General features: G+C 62.3%; 20 protein-coding genes. 7 read left to right on the forward strand and 13 right to left on the reverse strand.

What is annotated here, in order from left to right:
* Nucleotides 1–16: 16 nt before the first annotated feature.
* From ACSH0F_RS05415 to ACSH0F_RS05430, 4 genes are all read left to right on the forward strand, one after another.
* On the forward strand, nt 17–571 hold the full coding sequence (locus ACSH0F_RS05415) for an outer membrane protein (protein ID WP_435200705.1): 555 nt from the start codon (nt 17–19) through the stop codon (nt 569–571).
* 92 nt (nt 572–663) lie between these two features.
* Nucleotides 664–1617: a DUF481 domain-containing protein gene (locus tag ACSH0F_RS05420; protein ID WP_435200707.1), complete on the forward strand. Its 954-nt coding sequence runs from the start codon at nt 664–666 to the stop codon at nt 1615–1617.
* Between the two features lie 2 nt (nt 1618–1619).
* The gene (gene tgt, locus ACSH0F_RS05425) at nt 1620–2753 is read left to right on the forward strand and encodes a tRNA guanosine(34) transglycosylase Tgt (RefSeq protein ID WP_435200709.1); all 1134 of its coding nucleotides are present in this window, start codon (nt 1620–1622) and stop codon (nt 2751–2753) included.
* A 111-nt stretch (nt 2754–2864) separates the two neighbouring features.
* Nucleotides 2865–3527, forward strand: a complete 663-nt coding sequence (locus ACSH0F_RS05430; protein ID WP_435200711.1) for a M50 family metallopeptidase — start codon at nt 2865–2867, stop codon at nt 3525–3527.
* Between the two features lie 4 nt (nt 3528–3531).
* On the opposite strand, the gene ACSH0F_RS05435 is transcribed toward ACSH0F_RS05430, so the two are convergent.
* The gene (locus tag ACSH0F_RS05435) at nt 3532–3702 is read right to left on the reverse strand and encodes a hypothetical protein (RefSeq protein ID WP_278328761.1); all 171 of its coding nucleotides are present in this window, start codon (nt 3700–3702) and stop codon (nt 3532–3534) included.
* A 121-nt stretch (nt 3703–3823) separates the two neighbouring features.
* Complete coding sequence (gene rpsD, locus ACSH0F_RS05440; RefSeq protein ID WP_278328760.1) at nt 3824–4438, reverse strand: 30S ribosomal protein S4; 615 nt, start codon at nt 4436–4438, stop codon at nt 3824–3826.
* A 207-nt stretch (nt 4439–4645) separates the two neighbouring features.
* Between rpsD and ACSH0F_RS05445 the strand changes: the two genes are divergently transcribed.
* Nucleotides 4646–4957: a chorismate mutase gene (locus tag ACSH0F_RS05445; protein ID WP_435200714.1), complete on the forward strand. Its 312-nt coding sequence runs from the start codon at nt 4646–4648 to the stop codon at nt 4955–4957.
* On the opposite strand, the gene ACSH0F_RS05450 is transcribed toward ACSH0F_RS05445, so the two are convergent.
* The 11 genes from ACSH0F_RS05450 to ACSH0F_RS05500 form a co-directional block, all read right to left on the reverse strand.
* On the reverse strand, nt 4947–5675 hold the full coding sequence (locus ACSH0F_RS05450; RefSeq protein ID WP_435200716.1) for an RNA methyltransferase: 729 nt from the start codon (nt 5673–5675) through the stop codon (nt 4947–4949). The genes ACSH0F_RS05445 and ACSH0F_RS05450 overlap by 11 nt on opposite strands.
* Nucleotides 5662–6129 (reverse strand): transcriptional regulator NrdR, encoded by a 468-nt coding sequence (gene nrdR, locus ACSH0F_RS05455; RefSeq protein WP_278328757.1) that lies wholly within the window; start codon nt 6127–6129, stop codon nt 5662–5664. The genes ACSH0F_RS05450 and nrdR overlap by 14 nt, the downstream gene beginning before the upstream one ends.
* Nucleotides 6130–6137: 8 nt before the next feature.
* The gene (locus ACSH0F_RS05460; RefSeq protein ID WP_435200719.1) at nt 6138–6359 is read right to left on the reverse strand and encodes a hypothetical protein; all 222 of its coding nucleotides are present in this window, start codon (nt 6357–6359) and stop codon (nt 6138–6140) included.
* Between the two features lie 4 nt (nt 6360–6363).
* The gene (gene glyA, locus ACSH0F_RS05465) at nt 6364–7689 is read right to left on the reverse strand and encodes a serine hydroxymethyltransferase (protein WP_435200721.1); all 1326 of its coding nucleotides are present in this window, start codon (nt 7687–7689) and stop codon (nt 6364–6366) included.
* 2 nt (nt 7690–7691) lie between these two features.
* A complete protein-coding gene (rpiB, locus tag ACSH0F_RS05470) occupies nt 7692–8129 on the reverse strand; it encodes a ribose 5-phosphate isomerase B (protein WP_435200723.1) in 438 nt (145 codons plus the stop codon).
* Nucleotides 8130–8197: 68 nt separating this feature from the next.
* Nucleotides 8198–8551, reverse strand: coding sequence for a response regulator (locus ACSH0F_RS05475; RefSeq protein WP_435200725.1), 354 nt, complete (start codon nt 8549–8551; stop codon nt 8198–8200).
* Nucleotides 8548–9960 carry a sensor histidine kinase gene (locus ACSH0F_RS05480; protein WP_435200727.1) on the reverse strand — a complete coding sequence of 471 codons (1413 nt, stop codon included), beginning with the start codon at nt 9958–9960 and terminating at the stop codon, nt 8548–8550. The genes ACSH0F_RS05475 and ACSH0F_RS05480 overlap by 4 nt, the downstream gene beginning before the upstream one ends.
* Before the next feature lie 150 nt (nt 9961–10110).
* Complete coding sequence (gene rpoD, locus ACSH0F_RS05485; RefSeq protein WP_435200729.1) at nt 10111–12141, reverse strand: RNA polymerase sigma factor RpoD; 2031 nt, start codon at nt 12139–12141, stop codon at nt 10111–10113.
* Nucleotides 12142–12196: 55 nt separating this feature from the next.
* Nucleotides 12197–14050 (reverse strand): DNA primase, encoded by a 1854-nt coding sequence (gene dnaG / locus ACSH0F_RS05490; protein WP_435200731.1) that lies wholly within the window; start codon nt 14048–14050, stop codon nt 12197–12199.
* Nucleotides 14051–14086: 36 nt separating this feature from the next.
* The gene (locus ACSH0F_RS05495; RefSeq protein WP_435200733.1) at nt 14087–14785 is read right to left on the reverse strand and encodes a hypothetical protein; all 699 of its coding nucleotides are present in this window, start codon (nt 14783–14785) and stop codon (nt 14087–14089) included.
* Entirely contained in the window at nt 14782–15303 is a 522-nt protein-coding gene (locus ACSH0F_RS05500; protein WP_435200735.1) for a GatB/YqeY domain-containing protein, read from the reverse strand. The genes ACSH0F_RS05495 and ACSH0F_RS05500 overlap by 4 nt, the downstream gene beginning before the upstream one ends.
* A 150-nt stretch (nt 15304–15453) precedes the next feature.
* Between ACSH0F_RS05500 and carA the strand changes: the two genes are divergently transcribed.
* Both carA and ACSH0F_RS05510 read left to right on the forward strand, forming a co-directional pair.
* Complete coding sequence (gene carA / locus ACSH0F_RS05505; protein ID WP_435200737.1) at nt 15454–16632, forward strand: glutamine-hydrolyzing carbamoyl-phosphate synthase small subunit; 1179 nt, start codon at nt 15454–15456, stop codon at nt 16630–16632.
* Nucleotides 16629–16985, forward strand: a complete 357-nt coding sequence (locus ACSH0F_RS05510; protein WP_435200739.1) for a hypothetical protein — start codon at nt 16629–16631, stop codon at nt 16983–16985. The genes carA and ACSH0F_RS05510 overlap by 4 nt, the downstream gene beginning before the upstream one ends.
* Nucleotide 16986: the final 1 nt, after the last annotated feature.

Genomic DNA, 16986 nt, shown 5'->3' on the forward strand with positions numbered 1-16986 from the left:
GATTCAAGGATAGAACATGAAGAAAATCGCATTCATCACCGCCGCTGCCGCAGCAGCCATCGCGCTGCCGAGCGCTGCGCAGGCGCAGGACGTGGTGCCGGGTAACGGCTTCATCGGCGTCCAGGCCGGTGTTCACGACCTGGGCCTTGACGATGAACTGGAAGACATCGGCACGGGCCTCGAGCTCGACGATTCGAGCCCGATCTTCGGCGTCTTCGCCGGCTACGACGTGCCTGTCGGCCCCGCGCTTTTCATCGGCGCGGAAGCCAACTACAATTTCGGCACCGACGCGCTGGACGGCGATTACGGCGCGAACGCCCGTCTTGGCTTCAGCGTGCCGGGGGGGGCGAAGATCTATGGCCGTGCCGGCATCCAGGCGATTAAGGTCGACTACAGCGAAATCATCAACGACGATTCGATCGATTTCGACGGCATCGACGACACCGAGAGCGACTACCTCGTCGGCATCGGCGCAGATGTTCCGGTCGGTCGTGCTTTCGTGCGCGGCAATCTCGACACGATCAGCTTCGACACGATGCGCGCAACGGTCGGCGTCGGCCTGCGCTTCTGATCGTCGCAGTGATGCAACGACGGGCCGGTCTCCTTGCGGGGGTCGGCCTTTCGCATTTGCGGGACCGGACATGGAACGCTAGGCGCTTGGCCATGATCTACGCCCGTATCTTTCGCCTTGGATTGCTTGCATGCGTGACATTGGCTGCGCCTCTCCAAGCGGAGCTTCCCGACGGCGCGCAGCAGATGATCGACGCAGCCCTTGCGACCAAAGACGACGCGAAGATCGCGACCGTTCTCGAACTCGCACGCAAGACGTGGCCCGATGACGCTGCGCAGATCGCGGCCATCGAATCCGCGTGGAAAGCGGACAAGGCGCAGCGTCTCGCAACGGTGGAGGAAGCGAAGGAACAGGCAATCCGCACCGCGGGCGTCTTCGATCGGTGGAAGGGGGAGGGCGAGCTCGGCGGCTTCCAGTCGAGCGGAAACAGCGACACGGTCGGCCTCGCGGCAGGACTGAAGCTGACGCGCGAGGGGATCGACTGGTCCCACCGCCTGCGCGCGCGCTTCGATTTTCAGCGCCAGAACGGCATCACGAGCCGCAAGCAATTGTTCGCCGCTTACGAACCTCGCTGGGAATTCGGCGAGGACATCTTCGCCTATGGTCTCGCCCAGTACGAGTTCGACGAGCGGCAGGGCATCGACGCGCGCTACGCCGTCAGCGGCGGGCTCGGCTATCAGGTGGCGGACAGCGACAAATTCAAGCTGGCCGTAAAGGCGGGGCCCGCCTTCCGAGTGACCGAATATACCGACGGCCGGACCGAGAGCAGCATCGCCGCCCTTGCAGGGTTCGACTTCGACTGGAGGATTTTCGAGCGGCTGACGTTCACACAGGATGCGAACGCCGTGACGGAAACGGGCGGCGCCGCGACCGTGATCATCGACAGTTCGAACACGACGCTCAACCTGATCACCGGGCTCGATTTCAAGGTCAGCGACAAGGTTCGCGCGCGCATGTCATACCAAATCGACTACGACAGCAATCCGCCGGTGGGCAAGGTCTCTACCGATACGCTCACCCGAGCCACGCTGGTCTACGGGTTCTAGCCATGGCGCCGAGATTTGCGTTCACCATCGAAGCGACCGATGGGGCTGCACGCACGGGCGTAATTGCCATGCAGCGCGGCGAAATCCGCACGCCGGCCTTCATGCCCGTGGGTACCGCCGCAACGGTCAAGGCAATGAAACCCGAGACGGTCCGCAAGACCGGGGCCGACATCATTCTCGGCAACACCTACCATTTGATGCTGCGACCGGGTGCAGAGCGGGTCGCGCGGCTCGGCGGGCTGCATAGATTCATGAACTGGGATCGCCCGATCCTGACCGACAGCGGTGGCTATCAAGTTATGAGCCTGTCCGACCTGCGCAAGCTGACCGAAGAGGGCGTCGAGTTTCGCAGCCATCTCGACGGGTCCAAGCACATGCTCACGCCCGAGCGCTCGATGGAGATCCAACGGCTGCTCGGCAGCGATATCGTGATGGCCTTCGACGAATGCCCGCGCGCCGACCGCCCGCGCGACGAGATCGCGGCGAGCATGGAAATGTCGATGCGCTGGGCGAGGCGCAGCCGTAATGGCTTCGACAGCAGTGGGGAGCACTCCGCCCGCTCGGCCCTGTTCGGCATCCAGCAGGGTGCGCTGGACGAGGAATTGCGCAAAATCAGCGCCCAGAAACTCATCGACATCGGCTTCGACGGGTATGCCATCGGCGGGCTCGCCGTGGGCGAGGGGCAGGAGGCGATGTTCGCGACGCTCGATTTCGCGCCGGGCCAGTTGCCGCATGACCGCCCGCGCTACCTGATGGGCGTGGGCAAGCCCGACGACTTGGTCGGTGCGGTCGAGCGCGGGGTCGACATGTTCGATTGTGTGCTGCCGAGCCGGTCGGGCCGCAACGGGCAGGCCTTCACCTGGGACGGTCCGATCAACCTGCGCAATGCGCGCTTTGCCGAGGACCAGGAGCCGCTCGACAATCATTGCAGCTGCGACACATGCGGTACCTACTCGCGGGCCTATATCCATCACCTCGTCCGCTCGCAGGAAATTCTCGGCGCGATGCTAATGACCGAGCACAACATCGCCTTCTACCAGCAGCTGATGCAGGCGATGCGCGATGCGATCGGGGAAGGTCGCTTCGCTGCCTTCGCCAGCGACTTCCGGCGTGACTATCTGGCCGGCAGTTCATAGCTAGGCAGGATGGCCCCATTCTCTCGGCGAAACCGACAATCGGCTCCTCCAGCTGCGGCGTGGTCGCTACCGCAAGCTAAGGTCGCTCCCAGGCAGGAGAGCTATTTGCTAGTGATCGCCATCATCACGGTCGTGTTGTGGCAGGTGCCTTTCGGCCAATTGGTGCTTTACCCGTTCTCGCTGCTGGCCACCTGGTTTCACGAGATGGGTCATGGCCTGACGTCCATGGCGCTGGGCGCACGGTTCGACGAGCTGGTGATCTTCCCGAACGGGTCGGGTTACGCGCTATCGTCCTGGCCGGGTGAGCCTTCGCGGCTGTCCCGTGCGCTTACTGCGGCTGTCGGCTTGCTTGGACCCTCGGTTGCAGGATCGCTGCTCATTGTCGGTTCGCGCAGTCCCGCCGCTACTCGCGTTCTGCTCACTGGGCTCGGAGTCGTCCTCGCCATATCCACGATCGTCTGGGTGCGATCGCTGGCCGGGTGGATCATCCTGCCCGCGTTCGCTGCGATCTGCGTTGCTGCCGCACTTTGGGGCAGTCGCAAATCTCAGCGCTTCGCAATAGAATTACTAGGCGTACAAGCGGCGATCAGCGTGTGGCGAGATCTGGGCTATCTCTTCAGCGAAGGTGGGTATGTCGGAGGCGAGTTCATCACGTCCGACACCGGAGCGATCGAGGAAGCGTTGCTGCTGCCCTACTGGGTGTGGGGCGCTCTGATAACCGCCACCGCGGTCATAATTATCTTCGGTGCGCTCAGGGTTGCGTCTGGCCGCTGACCGCTTAAGCCGCCGACTTCTCCCGCATTTCGAGGATCGTGCCGCGGTAGGGCACGAAACGGCCCGCCGCGTCGAGAAAGCCGGCACCGATTGCATTGGCGAAGGACTGCGCGTCACGCAGGTTATCGTACCATTTTCCGCGCCGATTCGGCGTCACGAAGCGATATTGTGTCATAGTATCATCGGAAGTCTCAAAATGGCAGCTGGTTCCGGCCAACCTCCTGAAAACGCGACGAATAGCAACGAAAAAGGGCGGCCCCGCAGGACCGCCCCTTTCGTGACGATATCGTCGGATCTTAGCGCGAGTAGAACTCGACCACGAGGTTCGGTTCCATGGTGACCGGATAGGGCACTTCATCGAGCTTCGGGACGCGGGTGAAGGTCACCTTGTCGGTGCCATCGGGCGCGACGTAGTCGGGAATTTCACGCTCGGGCAGGCTCTGCGCTTCGATCACCAGCGCCATGTCCTGCGCCTTCTTGCCGAGGCTGACGACGTCGCCGACCTTTACGCGAGCCGAGGCGACATTGGTCTTCACGCCGTTCAGGTAGATGTGGCCGTGGCTCACGATCTGGCGGGCGGCGAAGATGGTCGGCGCGAACTTGGCACGATAGACGACCATGTCGAGGCGCTGCTCGAGCAGGCCGATCAGGTTCTGGCCGGTGTCGCCCTTCATCTTGGACGCTTCGGTATAGGTGCGCTTGAACTGCTTTTCGGTAACGTCGCCGTAATAGCCCTTCAGCTTCTGCTTGGCGCGCAGCTGCAGGCCGAAGTCGGACATCTTGCCCTTGCGGCGCTGGCCGTGCTGACCGGGACCGTAGGAACGCTTGTTGACCGGGGAATTCGGGCGACCCCAGATGTTTTCACCCATCCGGCGGTCGAGTTTGTACTTGGCGCTCTTGCGCTTCGACATAAGTCTTTCCTTCGATTTGCTGAGCGGACCTGGTGCCCGCCATCCAACCCGGCATCGCACCGTCAAACCATGAGGTCCGGCGCGGCCACCGCTTCACCGGGGTGCGGGGCCAATTAGCGAGGCGCGCGAATAGCAGTTTTGCGCCATTCGTCAAGCACCGAGATAGGCGCTCGACAAAGCGGTGCGGGGAGGGCAGTGCGCACCGCCATGAACGACACAATCAAGCTCCCCGAGGACTGCACCGACATGGGCGAAGTGCGGCTCGGGGTCGATACCACCGACCGGCAGCTGATGGAACTGCTCAACCGCCGCTTCGGCTATATGCGTGCCGCCGCCCGCATCAAGACCGACCGCAATGTCGTGCGCGATGAAGCGAGAAAGGCGCAAGTCATCGAAAATACGGTGGCGGACGCCGACGCACGCGGGCTTCCATCCGAGAAGATTGGCGAAATCTGGGAACTTCTGGTCGAAACCTCGATCGCTTACGAACTCGAGGAATGGGACCGCATCAGGGCTTAGGCTCGCGCTGGAGCGATGACAGCACACCGCGCAGGGTGCGAACCTCGAGGTGGTTCCAGCCCGGCTTGGTCAACACCCCGCGCAAGGTTCGCCGCGTCGCTTCCGCTCGGCTTTCGGGCAGGAAATAGCCCTTCGGTTCGAGCATGCGGTCGAGGTGGTCGATCAGACCTTCGAGCTCGTCCTGCGGCGCGGGAGGCAGCAGATCTTCCTGCGTCGGCTGCACCAGCGTTTCGTGCTTCGACCATTCGTAAGCACAAAGGATCACTGCTTGCGCCAGGTTGAGCGAGCCGAAGTCAGGGTTGATCGGCACAGTCAGGATTGCGCGGGCAAGGGCGACGTCGTCGGTTTCGAGGCCCGAGCGCTCGGGGCCGAACAGGAAGGCGCTGCGGCCGACATTTTCGACCATTTCGCGCGCGGCTTCCTCGGGCGTCACGACCGGTTTGGTGACGCCGCGCTTGCGGACTGTAGTGGCGTAGACATGCGCGCAATCGGCGACCGCTTCTACGGTGGTAGCGTAGACTTTCGTTCGTTCGAGCAGGATATCGGCACCCGCGGCGGCCGGACCCGCCGAAGGATTGGGCCAGCCATCGCGGGGCTCGACCAGGCGCAGCTCCGTCAGCCCGAAATTGAGCATCGCCCGGGCCGCCTTGCCGATATTTTCGCCCAGTTGCGGCCGGACGAGCACGACCACCGGCTTGCGCGTGTCAGCTTCGCTCATTCGCCGCGTCCTGCACCGTACTGGCGAACTCTTCGAAATCCCGAGCCTCGCTGAAGTCGCGATAGACGCTGGCGAAGCGGATATAGGCAACGCTGTCGATCTGGCGCAGGCCGTCCATTACCATCTCGCCGATCCGCTGCGAGGCGATCTCGGCTTCGCCTGCCGTTTCGACCTGCCGCTGGATCCCGCTCGCCAACTGGTCGATGCGCTCTTGCGGAACATCGCGCTTGCGGCAGGCGAGAGTGATCGACTGCTCCAGCTTGGCGCGGTCGAACGGTTGTCGGCGATCGCCGGACTTGACGACGGTCACTTCGCGCAGCTGCACGCGCTCGAACGTGGTGAAACGCGCGCCGCAGCTCGAACACTGGCGGCGGCGGCGGATCGAGGTGGAATCCTCGGTCGGACGACTGTCCTTAACCTGGCTGTCGTCATGGGCACAGAAAGGGCAGCGCATTCAGGTGGTTACTTCTTGATCCTGTTGTAGAATGCGTATCCCGCGCCGGCTGCCAGACCGATCGGCCAGGTGACTACCGGTAGCAGCGCCGCGGCGACCACGCCGATGGCTGCGCCGGTCAGCACCGGCTTGGTAGAGGGGTGGCTCATGCCTTCCTTGGCCATGGCCTTCGCCTCGCTCCGGGCGCGCTCGCCCAGATCATAACCCTTGTCGTAATCGTCCTGGCTCATCGCTTTACCTTCCGGGATAGACGGGGAATTTAGCGCACAGCTCGCTCACGCGATTGCGCACGCTATCTTCCACCTGCGCGTCGCCTTCGGGACCGTTATTCGACAAGCCGTCGACGACTTCCGTTATAAGCTTGCCGATCTGCTCGAATTCCGCAGGCCCGAAACCGCGCGTAGTCCCCGCCGGCGTGCCGAGGCGGACGCCGCTAGTGACAAAGGGGCTGCGGGTGTCGAACGGAATGCCGTTCTTGTTGCAGGTCAGCCATGCCCGGTCGAGACCTGCTTCGGCAGCCTTGCCCGTCACGTCCTTGGCGGTGAGGTCGACCAGCATGGAGTGGTTGTCCGTGCCGCCGGAAACGACCCGCAGGCCGTTCGCCTCGATGCTCTTGGCCAGCGCGCGGGCGTTGTCGATCACGCGCCGTGCGTAATCCTTGAAGTCCGGCCGCAGCGCCTCGCCGAAGGCGACCGCCTTGGCGGCAACGACATGCATCAGCGGGCCGCCCTGCATACCGGGAAAAACGGCCATGTTGATCGGCTTGGTGTATTTCTCGTCATTCCACAGAATCACGCCGGAACGCGGACCGCGCAGGCTCTTGTGGGTCGTGGTGGTCACGATATCGGCATGCGGGAAGGGCGAGGGGTGCGCGCCGCCCGCCACGAGGCCGGAGATGTGGCTCATGTCCACCATCAGGTATGCGCCGACCTCGTCCGCGACCTTGCGGAAGGCCTCCCAGTCCCACACGCGCGAGTAGGCGGTGCCTCCAGCGATGATGAGCTTGGGCTTGTGCTCCTTCGCGGTGACCATCACGGCGTCCATGTCAATCAGTTCATCGTCCTGCCGGACGCCATAGCTGACCGGATTGAACCACTTGCCGCTCATGTTGACCGGCGAGCCATGCGTCAGGTGACCGCCCGAATTGAGGTCGAGGCCCATGAAGGTATCGCCCGGCTGCAGCAGGGCGAGGAAGACGGCCTGGTTCATCTGGCTGCCCGAATTGGGCTGCACATTGGCGAAATTGCAGCCGAACAGTTCTTTCGCACGCTCGATCGCCAGCGTCTCGACCACGTCGGCATAGTCGCAGCCGCCATAGTAGCGCTTGCCCGGATAACCCTCGGCGTATTTGTTGGTAAACACGCTGCCGGTCGCTTCAAGCACGGCGGTCGAGGCGATGTTCTCGCTCGCGATCAGCTCGATTTTATCCTGCTGCCGCGCTAGCTCCTTGCGGATCGCGCCGTAGATCTCGGGATCGGCCTCGGCGAGACTATCGTGCCAGAAGCGGTCCCCAGGGGATCGAGGCTGTTCGCGGGAGGTGTCCTTCGGGAGAGTGGCCATGATCAGAATTCCGGGTTTGAGAGCTTGTCGACGCGGCGCTGGTGACGGCCGCCGCCAAATTGTGTTTCGAGAAAGGCGGCGAGGCAGGCCCTGGCCATGTCGCTGCCGGTCAGGCGCGCACCGATGGCGATGCAATTCGCGTCGTTATGCTCGCGGGCGAGGCTGGCGGAAAGTGGCTCCGAAACGAGAGCGCAGCGCACAGCAGGATTGCGGTTGGCGCTCATCGAGATACCAATACCCGATCCGCACAGCGCAACACCGCGCTCGGCTGTGCCATCTGCGATTACGCTGGCGAGCTTGTAGCCGAAATCGGGATAATCGACGCTGTCGGTAGTCTCCGGGCCGAGGTCTGCGACCTCGTGGCCCTGCTCGATCAACCAGTCCCGCAGCTCGGCTTTGAGTTCGATGGCGGCATGGTCGGAGGCGATGGCGATACGCATGGTGGGGGCCATAATGCTTTAGCCCCTGCTGTGCCACCGTAATGTGTCGTTGTCCTCAACGGCGCAATTTAACTCGGAGGAGATGAAGCGGCAGCCTGAATCTGCTCTACGCTATACGGTTTGGTAACGGTCGGGACCTGGCGAAAACGCTCCGGATGCTCGGCATCGCCATAACCGGTGGCAAAAATAAACTCGACGCCCGCTTCCATCAACCGGTCGGCCACCGGATAGCTTTTTTCACCGTGAAGATTGACGTCCAGCACCGCAAAATCGAAATCGTTGTCGGCAAGCATTGCAAACGCTTCTGTAATTGAGGTCGCGACCGCAACGCTAGCGCCAACCTCTAAAAGCATGTCCTCAAGACCGAAGGCGATAATTGCTTCATCTTCCAGCACCAGAATGTGGCGATCAGCAAGGATCACAGGATTGTATCCAACTGATAGTGCAGACCTTCTGGGCGGAAATCGAGACTAGCATTTCCGCCGGGCGTTCCCAAACCCCGGCCAATCAACCGCGTGCCGAATCCGGAACGGTTTGGCGGGGTTGCTGCAGGACCTCCCCACTCGGTCCATTCGAAGGTCAGGCGGGTATCATTCCCTTGAGAATCTGTACTCCAGGAAATGTCGACGGAGCCATCGGGTGCTGAGAGTGCACCGTACTTTATCGCATTCGTACCAAGTTCGTGGATCACCATCGCAAGGGAAACGGCCATCTGTGGGGGCAAAAGGACCGAAGGACCTTCGATTGTAATCCGAGAGGGATCATCTGGTGCTATGGCTTCCAGTCCCTGGCGGACAACGGACTCCATATCCGCCGTCTCCCAATTGCGAGCAGTCAGGTGATTGTGGGCGGTCGCGAGGGCATTGAGCCGATCCGTGAAGGCTTTACGCTCTTGGACTTGCGACATGTCGCGAAAAGTCTGCTGTGCAATGCCTTGAACCACCGCAAGTGTGTTTTTCACACGGTGATTGAGTTCATTGATGAGGATGGTTTGCTGCTCCTCTGCTGCAACTTCCTCTGTAACATCGTGTCCTTGGACGAGAATGCCTCGAAACCCGTCTTCTCCATGTATCGGCTGGAAGATGAATTCGAGAAAGCGAGGTTCGAGCCGATCGCTGTTTTTTTCCTGGAGGAGCACGCGTTCCTTCTGGCCGAAATAGGGTTGGCCAGTTTCCCGTACGCGGTCGAGAATATCAATGAAGCCCTGGGCCTCCACCTCCGGCAAGGCTTCGGCAACCGGCCTCCCGTCAAGTTTTCTCTCGCCGATTAATTGGCGATAGGCCGCATTGGCCATGACGAACTTGTGGTTCCTACCTGCGAGAACGGCGACGAAACCCGGGGCCTGTTCGAGCATCGCCTTAAAACGGTCCAGTTGGCGAGCGGCTCCTTGGTAGCGTTGTTCGACTGCTTCGGCCCGACGAGCTACCCCTGCGACATTTCTTGGTCCCTCTACCTCGTCGAGATCGGTAATTCGGACGGTGTGCTGAAGGATATGCGTAACGCGCTCCTCCTCGTCGAGGATGGGTGTGTGCGTCGCGCTCCAGGTATGAACATCGAAGCCACCGTTACTACTGGGAATATCGTAGCGAATATGCGCGATCTCGTCGGCTTCGCCAGTTTCTAGGACTCTCTCCAGCGACTTCGTCAGTTGACGGCGCGGTTCGCCTTCACTCGGAAAAGCGTCGAACATATTGCGTCCGACGATGTCCTCCAACTCGCGCATGGTCGCCGCCAGATAGGCGTCGTTCGCCCATTCAATGCAAAAGTTTCGGTCGAGCAGAACATAGGGATTTGGGGATTTCGCCAGAACCAATTGGAAATCGATTGTCATTCCGGACCCACCAGACGCGACGTACAATAGATGTCGGACAGCTGCGCCTGCCCAGTGGATGCTCAATGGTCGGCCGGGCCAGCGGTTCCTGTATCTTAGCTAGCAGGAGAGAGGTGTGCTTTATCGGCCACAATTCCGAGCACCGCAAACCTACTGATCCAGGAACGAACGCATCTTGCGGCTGCGGCTCGGGTGCTTGAGCTTGCGCAGGGCCTTGGCCTCGATCTGGCGGATACGTTCGCGGGTCACCGAGAACTGCTGCCCGACTTCCTCCAGCGTGTGATCCGTGTTCATGCCGATGCCGAAACGCATACGCAGCACGCGTTCTTCGCGCGGGGTGAGGCTGGCAAGGACGCGCGTGACCGTTTCCTTGAGGTTCGCCTGGATCGCCGCATCCACAGGGATGATCGCGTTCTTGTCCTCGATGAAATCGCCGAGATGCGAATCCTCCTCGTCGCCGATCGGCGTTTCGAGGCTGATCGGCTCCTTGGCGATCTTCATCACCTTGCGCACCTTTTCGAGCGGCATGGAGAGCTTCTCCGCCATCTCTTCGGGCGTCGGTTCGCGGCCCTGATCATGCAGGAACTGGCGCGAACAGCGAACCAGCTTGTTGATCGTCTCGATCATGTGGACCGGGATGCGGATCGTGCGCGCCTGGTCGGCGATCGAGCGAGTGATGGCCTGCCGGATCCACCACGTGGCGTAGGTGCTGAACTTGTAGCCGCGGCGGTATTCGAACTTGTCGACCGCCTTCATCAGGCCGATGTTGCCTTCCTGGATCAGGTCGAGGAACTGCAGGCCGCGGTTGGTGTATTTCTTCGCGATGGAGATGACGAGGCGCAGGTTCGCCTCGACCATTTCCTTCTTTGCGATTCGCGCCTCGCGCTCGCCCTTCTGGACCATGTTCACGATGCGGCGGAATTCCTCCAGCGCCATACCGGTCTGGCTGGCGATGTCGGCGATTTCCGTGCGGATGCGATCGATCGCGTCGGCTTCCTTCTCGGCGAAGGCTGCCCATTTCTTGTCCTTCTTGACCCGGTCGTCCATCCAGGTGTCGTCGAGTTCGTTGCCGATATAGGCATCGAGAAAATCGACGCGCTTGACTTTGTGCCGCTCCGCCAAGCGCAGCATCTGGCCGCCAAGGGCGGTCAGGCGGCGATTGAAGGCATAAAGGTTGTCGACCAGAAACTCGATCTTGGTCGCGTGGAACTGGACGCTTTCGACTTCGGCAGTGAGCTGTTCGCTCAGCGCCTCGTATTTCTTTTCCTTGGCGGCGGTGAAGTTCTCACCCTTCGCCATCAGGTCGACCCGTTCCTTCTGGAGCTTTTCGAACTTGCCGAACAGGTCGGTGATGCGGGCGAAGCGCTCGATCGCGTCGGGCTTCAGCGCCGCTTCCATCTGGGCGAGGGACATGGTGTTGTCCTCGTCCTCGTCATCGTCCTTCTTAGACGAACCTTCCTCGCCGTCCTCGTCTTCGGAGGTCTCGTCGCTATCCTCGTCCTCGTCGTCGTCGCGGATGGTCGGGCCGGCGGTTTCCTCGGAGATCTCGCCGTCGTCGTCATCGTCTTCCGCGTCTTCGGCCATCTTGTCGGCCGGCGGTTCCTTGGAAAGCATGGCGTCGAGATCGAGGATCTCGCGCAGCTGCATTTCCTCGGCATTGAGCGCTTCGGACCACTGGATGATGGCATGGAAGGTGATCGGGCTCTGGCACAATCCGATGATCATCATGTCGCGGCCGGCTTCGATCCGCTTGGCGATGGCGATCTCGCCCTCGCGGCTGAGCAGCTCCACGGCGCCCATTTCGCGCAAGTACATGCGCACCGGATCGTCCGTGCGTTCGCCGGCGGCCAGCTTCTTCGGGGCCGCAGCGGGGGCTTTCTTGGCGTCCTTCTTTTCGGCCTTGCCCTCGATCGAGATTTCCTCGACCTCGTTGGCTTCGTCCTCTGCCGCCTCGGCATCCTCGTCGCTTTCGACGATCTGCACGCCCATGTCGGAGAGGGCAGACTGGATATCCTCGATCTGGTCGGAACTCATCTCGCCTTGCGGCAAAGCGTCGTTGAGCTCGTCATAGGTGACGTAGCCCTTCTTCTTCGCCTTGGTGATCAGCTTCTTGATCGATGCCTCGTTGAGGTCGATCAGAGGTGCGTCGTCCTTGTCGGTGGACTTCGACTTGGTGGCCATAGAGTACGTCAACCCAATCTATCGTTACGCGCGGCGTGCACTTCCGCGGCAATCACTAATCCGAATCGTCCGGTCCCGCCGCTTTCCTGCGCCCGAACTGCTTCAATCGCTCGTTAAGGACCAGCAAGCGCTCACGCAATCGGGCCTGTTCGGCGATGGAGCCTTCCGGGTCGCGATCGAAACGCGCTGTAGCCTCCGCCAGAGCGGATTCCAGCGCCGGTCTCTCGACCAGCAGCGACACGGCCTCGGCCAGATCCTCGCGCGCTTCATCCGGATCGGTGCCCTCATCGAGGAAGGCGAAATTGGGTTTAGCCGGCAGGGCGGGAAGGCCTCGTTCGAGCGATATGGGCGATCCACTGTTTAAATCAAGCGTTTCGGCGGCCTCGAGCAGCAAATCGATTGCGGGGCCGACATTTTGGTCACGCCTGGCGAAAGTGGCCAGGGTTTCTTCGTGGCGGACGATCTGGTCGGGAAAGCGCACCAGCCCGGCAATGACAGCGCGCGAGAAGAGATCGCGTGAGCCGCCCGCGATGGCGCGTTTCAGCTTGTCGGCGGTTTGCGGCGAGAGGGTGGGAACGCGCGCTTTCCAGTCGCCCTTCTTCCAGTCGCTGCGCGGCGTGAACTGGCGCTGCGGGCGCGGAGGGAAGGCGAAGGCGGAGAAGCGCTCCAGCAGCTCACGCTTGTAGAGGGCGCGGATGTCGGGATGCTGGATCGCATCGACATGGTCGAGCAACCGTGCCTTCAGCCCGGCCTTGTCTTCGGGCGAGGTGAGCGGCCCCGCGGCCTTTTCGAACTCCCACAGCGTGTCGAGCAGACTGGCAGGCTGTTCGAGCAGGGCTTCGATCGCGCCGACGCCTTTCTCGCGAATGAGGTCGTCGGGGTCCATGCCAGCCGGCAAGCGCACGATGGAGAGCGAATGGCCGGGGCGGAGCATGGGCAAGGCGCGCGAAATGGCACGCATGGCTGCGCGTTGACCGGCATTGTCGCCATCGAAGCACAGGATCGGCCGCTCGACCTGCCGCCAAAGCAGCTCGATCTGGTTTTCGGTGAGCGCCGTGCCGAGGGGCGCAACGGCCTCGCGGATTCCCGCATTGGCGAGCGCGATGGCGTCCATATAGCCTTCGACCACGATCATCCGCCCGCTCTGCCGCGCGGCGGGGGCGGCGCGGTGGAGATTGTAAAGCGTTCGGCCCTTGTCGAAGAGCGGCGTGTCCGGGCTGTTGAGGTATTTCGGGGCCTTGGGATTGGCCTCGGCATCGAGGATGCGGCCGCCGAAGGCGATCACCCGGCCGCGGGTGTCGTGGATCGGCAGCATCAACCGGCTGCGGAAGCGGTCGTAAGGCTCCTTGTCCTCCACCGTGATGCGCATGCCGGCGTCGATCAGCATGTCCTCGTCGAACTTGCCAAGCGCGCGCTTGAGGGCCTGCCGGTCCTCCGGTGCGTAGCCGAAGCCGAACTCGCGCATAATTGCTTCGGAGAAGCCACGCCTGCCGAGATAGCCGCGCGCCACCGTCCCCTCGCTGCCGTGCAAATTGCTTTCAAACCACTCCTGCGCCGCCGCGGTCACATCATGCAGGCTGGCGCGCTTTTCGGCGCGTTTGGCCGCCTGCGGATCGGGGGCGGGCACTTCCATCCCGGCCTCGGCGGCCAGCTCTTTCACTGCATCCATGAACGGCATCCCGCGCTGGTCGGTCAGCCAACGGATCGCGTCGCCATGCGCCTCGCAGCCGAAGCAATGGTAGAAGCCCTTTTCGTCATTTACGTAGAAGCTGGGTGTGCGTTCGTTGTGAAATGGGCAGCACGCCTTGTACTCTCGACCTGCTTTCGTCAGCCGCGTGGTGCGACCGACTATTGCGGACAATGTGATCCGCGCGCGCAATTCGTCGAGCCATTGGGGTGACAGGGCCATAGGGCGAAAATCCCTACAGCCGCGCCCACCGAATCGCTAGTTGCCAGAGGTCCCGTCTGCCGGATTTTCCGGCTCGGCGGGGAATGGCCCAGTGGCGCTCGCCTGATTGCCATCGACTTCGAGCAGGTAAGCGTCCGCCGGGCCTGCTGGGGCCAGGGTGGACTGCCACCAGAAGGTCAGCGTGGTGCCGGGCTGCCAGCCGGACCCCGCGACGACGCGCCAGATCAGGCTGCCGTTGTCGATGCTGATCGCGATCGCATCGGGATCGCCGAGGGCTTCCTCGACCTGTGCCAGGGCATAGCCGACCGACTGGTTGAAGCCGTGCGCTCGCTGGGTCGTGCGGAACAGGGTGGGCGGCGTCTCGCGGACTTCCGGCCCTTCGGTGGGCTGGGCATCAGCCGCGTCCTCGTCCGCATCGGCCAGCGTCACCTGGTGGACATAGGTGTAGACGGTATCCTCCGGCATCTGTCCCGGCACGCATTCCCCGACTCCCTCGGGGCAGGCGACGTAGCTGACCATCGTGCCGAGCTGGCGACCGCCAGCGCTGAGCGTCGTCTCGACCTCCGGCCCCTGCGGACCGACGATCTTCGCGCCCAGCGTCGACAGGTCGAGATCGGCGCCGACCAGCGTGCGCGGTGCCGCGACGGTGGGCGTGGGGGTCGGCTCCGGCTCGGGAGCAGGCTCGCTGCAGGCGACAAGTGCCAGCGGCAGCGCAATCAGTGCGAGCGCCCTCACGACAGCGACTCCTTCACCAGACCGCTGGCGCGACTCATGTCGAGCGATGCCCCATGGCGCGCCTTCAGCTCGCCCATCACGCGGCCCATGTCCTTCATGCCGTCGGCACCCAGGTCCGCCTTGATCTGCGCGATGGCGGCGCGGGTTTCGTCCTCGCTCATCTGCTGTGGCAGAAACTCCTCGATCACGGCGAGTTCGGCCTTTTCCTTGTCGGCCAGCTCCTGCCGCCCGCCGCCTTCGTACATCTCGATCGATTCGCGGCGCTGCTTGGCCATTTTCATCAGCACGTCGGTGATCATCGCATCATCCGAAGCGGGAGGTGTGTATGATTTCTGCGGCATCGGTTCGTGATCGGCTGTGTATTCGACTGACCGACCTTCAGCTTTGGCTTTCAGGCCTCTTTCTTCGATATCGCGGTCCTTGATCTTGGCCCCGATCAGGCGCAGCGCGGCAGTGCGCTCCTTGTCCTTCGCCTTCATGGCGGTGACGGTTTCGGCCTGGATTTTCTCGCGCAGCATGTCTGGTCCGTTCGGTAATCTGTGGATGGTTCGCAGCCCATGTAGAACAGTGCACCGATATGCCAAGGGTTCCGCTTGACGGGACCCCCAACCGGCCTTAGCGGGTGGGGCTTAGCGACATCGCCGGAAAACCCCTGACTCGGAGAGCCCATGGCCCTGCCCGTATTTTCGCACGCGCAACCCAAAAATGCGACGGGCGTGCTCGTTCTCGCGGACGGCACCTGTATCTGGGGGAAGGGCTTCGGTGCGACCGGCTCGTCGGTCGGGGAGGTGTGCTTCAACACCGCCATGACCGGTTACCAGGAGGTGATGACCGATCCCTCCTACGACAGCCAGATCGTCACCTTCACCTTCCCGCATATCGGCAATGTCGGCGCGAACGATGAGGACGTGGAAAGCCGCGGCCTCGGCGCGGTCGGGTTGGTGGTGCGGCAGGCGGTGACCCCGCACTCCAATTTCCGCGCGCAGAACGAATTCGTCGAATGGTGCGTCAGCCATGGCAAGATCGGCCTGTCGGGCGTGGACACCCGCGCGCTGACGCGCCGCATCCGCCTGTCGGGCGCGCCGAACGCAGTGATCGCGCATAGCCCGCGCGGGCAATTCGATGTGAAGGCGCTGAAGGCTCAGGCTGCGGAATGGAGCGGGCTGGAAGGGCTCGACCTCGTCCCCGGCGTGACGCGCGGGGTGCTGGAGGATTGGCGCGGCGGCTACTGGCAGCTCGGCACCGGCTACGGCGCGGCGGACAATGCGAAGCCGCATGTGGTCGCGATCGATTACGGCGCGAAGGACAATATCTTCCGCAATCTCGTGAAGGCCGGCGCGAAAGTCACGGTGGTGCCCGCGCGCACCTCGCTCGACGAGATCATGCGGCTCAAGCCCGATGGCGTGTTCCTCTCCAACGGCCCGGGCGATCCGGCGGCGACGGGTGAATATGCCGTGCCGGTAATCAAGGGGCTGCTGGACGCGGACGTTCCGCTGTTCGGCATCTGCCTCGGCCACCAGATGCTCGGCCTTGCGGCAGGGGCGAAGACAGCCAAGATGTTCCAGGGCCACCGCGGCGCCAACCACCCGGTCCAGCGCGTGGGCGAGCGCTGGGGGACAAGCGAGGGCCTCGTCGAGATTACCAGCATGAATCACGGCTTCGCAGTCGACGGCGATACGCTGCCGCCGGAGGTGGAGCAGACCCACGTCTCGCTGTTCGACGGCACCAATTGCGGCATTTCGATCAAGGGCAAGAAGGCGTTTGGAGTGCAATACCACCCGGAGGCGAGCCCCGGCCCGCAAGACAGCTTCTACCTGTTCGAGAAGTTTGTGGGGATGCTGGGGTGAGCATTGATTTCCCACCAAGCTATCCCGAGGAAAGGCTTTTAAAGCAAGCTGTCAGATGGTCTTTCCGAAATCGCTATCATATTCCTTCTCTGACCGAGCTCTTTCCAAATAGGAGTTTGGACTCCCTTATTGCCCTTGGAAGAGAATGGCAGCGTCAGGGCCTTGGATCGATGATCGAAGTATCCGAGCAAGGAAAAAAGTCTGTGCATTTCGCGTTCAACGATGCTGCGGTCATGGCGGTTAAGCGTCTCGACGAAGGGTCATTAATCGGACGCTTGAAGGCCGTGGACTGGTCGAATTGGATTTCTCTCGGAGCTCTTGCTGTCTCCGTAATTGCTCTCCTTAAAGGCTAAA

Source organism: Qipengyuania sp. 902 (assembly GCF_051195295.1).
GTDB lineage: Bacteria > Pseudomonadota > Alphaproteobacteria > Sphingomonadales > Sphingomonadaceae > Qipengyuania.

Bases quoted from the DNA above. Each gene is read 5' to 3' on its own strand.
- rpoD (WP_435200729.1), bottom strand. From the start codon at position 12,141: ATGGCCACCAAGTCGAAGTCCACCGACAAGGACGACGCACCTCTGATC.
- tgt (WP_435200709.1), top strand. From the start codon at position 1,620: ATGGCGCCGAGATTTGCGTTCACCATCGAAGCGACCGATGGGGCTGCA.
- ACSH0F_RS05500 (WP_435200735.1), bottom strand. From the start codon at position 15,303: ATGCTGCGCGAGAAAATCCAGGCCGAAACCGTCACCGCCATGAAGGCG.
- ACSH0F_RS05450 (WP_435200716.1), bottom strand. From the start codon at position 5,675: ATGAGCGAAGCTGACACGCGCAAGCCGGTGGTCGTGCTCGTCCGGCCG.
- carA (WP_435200737.1), top strand. From the start codon at position 15,454: ATGGCCCTGCCCGTATTTTCGCACGCGCAACCCAAAAATGCGACGGGC.
- rpiB (WP_435200723.1), bottom strand. From the start codon at position 8,129: ATGCGTATCGCCATCGCCTCCGACCATGCCGCCATCGAACTCAAAGCC.
- rpsD (WP_278328760.1), bottom strand. From the start codon at position 4,438: ATGTCGAAGCGCAAGAGCGCCAAGTACAAACTCGACCGCCGGATGGGT.
- ACSH0F_RS05415 (WP_435200705.1), top strand. From the start codon at position 17: ATGAAGAAAATCGCATTCATCACCGCCGCTGCCGCAGCAGCCATCGCG.
- nrdR (WP_278328757.1), bottom strand. From the start codon at position 6,129: ATGCGCTGCCCTTTCTGTGCCCATGACGACAGCCAGGTTAAGGACAGT.
- ACSH0F_RS05420 (WP_435200707.1), top strand. From the start codon at position 664: ATGATCTACGCCCGTATCTTTCGCCTTGGATTGCTTGCATGCGTGACA.
- glyA (WP_435200721.1), bottom strand. From the start codon at position 7,689: ATGGCCACTCTCCCGAAGGACACCTCCCGCGAACAGCCTCGATCCCCT.
- ACSH0F_RS05480 (WP_435200727.1), bottom strand. From the start codon at position 9,960: ATGACAATCGATTTCCAATTGGTTCTGGCGAAATCCCCAAATCCCTAT.
- ACSH0F_RS05445 (WP_435200714.1), top strand. From the start codon at position 4,646: ATGAACGACACAATCAAGCTCCCCGAGGACTGCACCGACATGGGCGAA.
- ACSH0F_RS05435 (WP_278328761.1), bottom strand. From the start codon at position 3,702: ATGACACAATATCGCTTCGTGACGCCGAATCGGCGCGGAAAATGGTAC.
- ACSH0F_RS05460 (WP_435200719.1), bottom strand. From the start codon at position 6,359: ATGAGCCAGGACGATTACGACAAGGGTTATGATCTGGGCGAGCGCGCC.
- dnaG (WP_435200731.1), bottom strand. From the start codon at position 14,050: ATGGCCCTGTCACCCCAATGGCTCGACGAATTGCGCGCGCGGATCACA.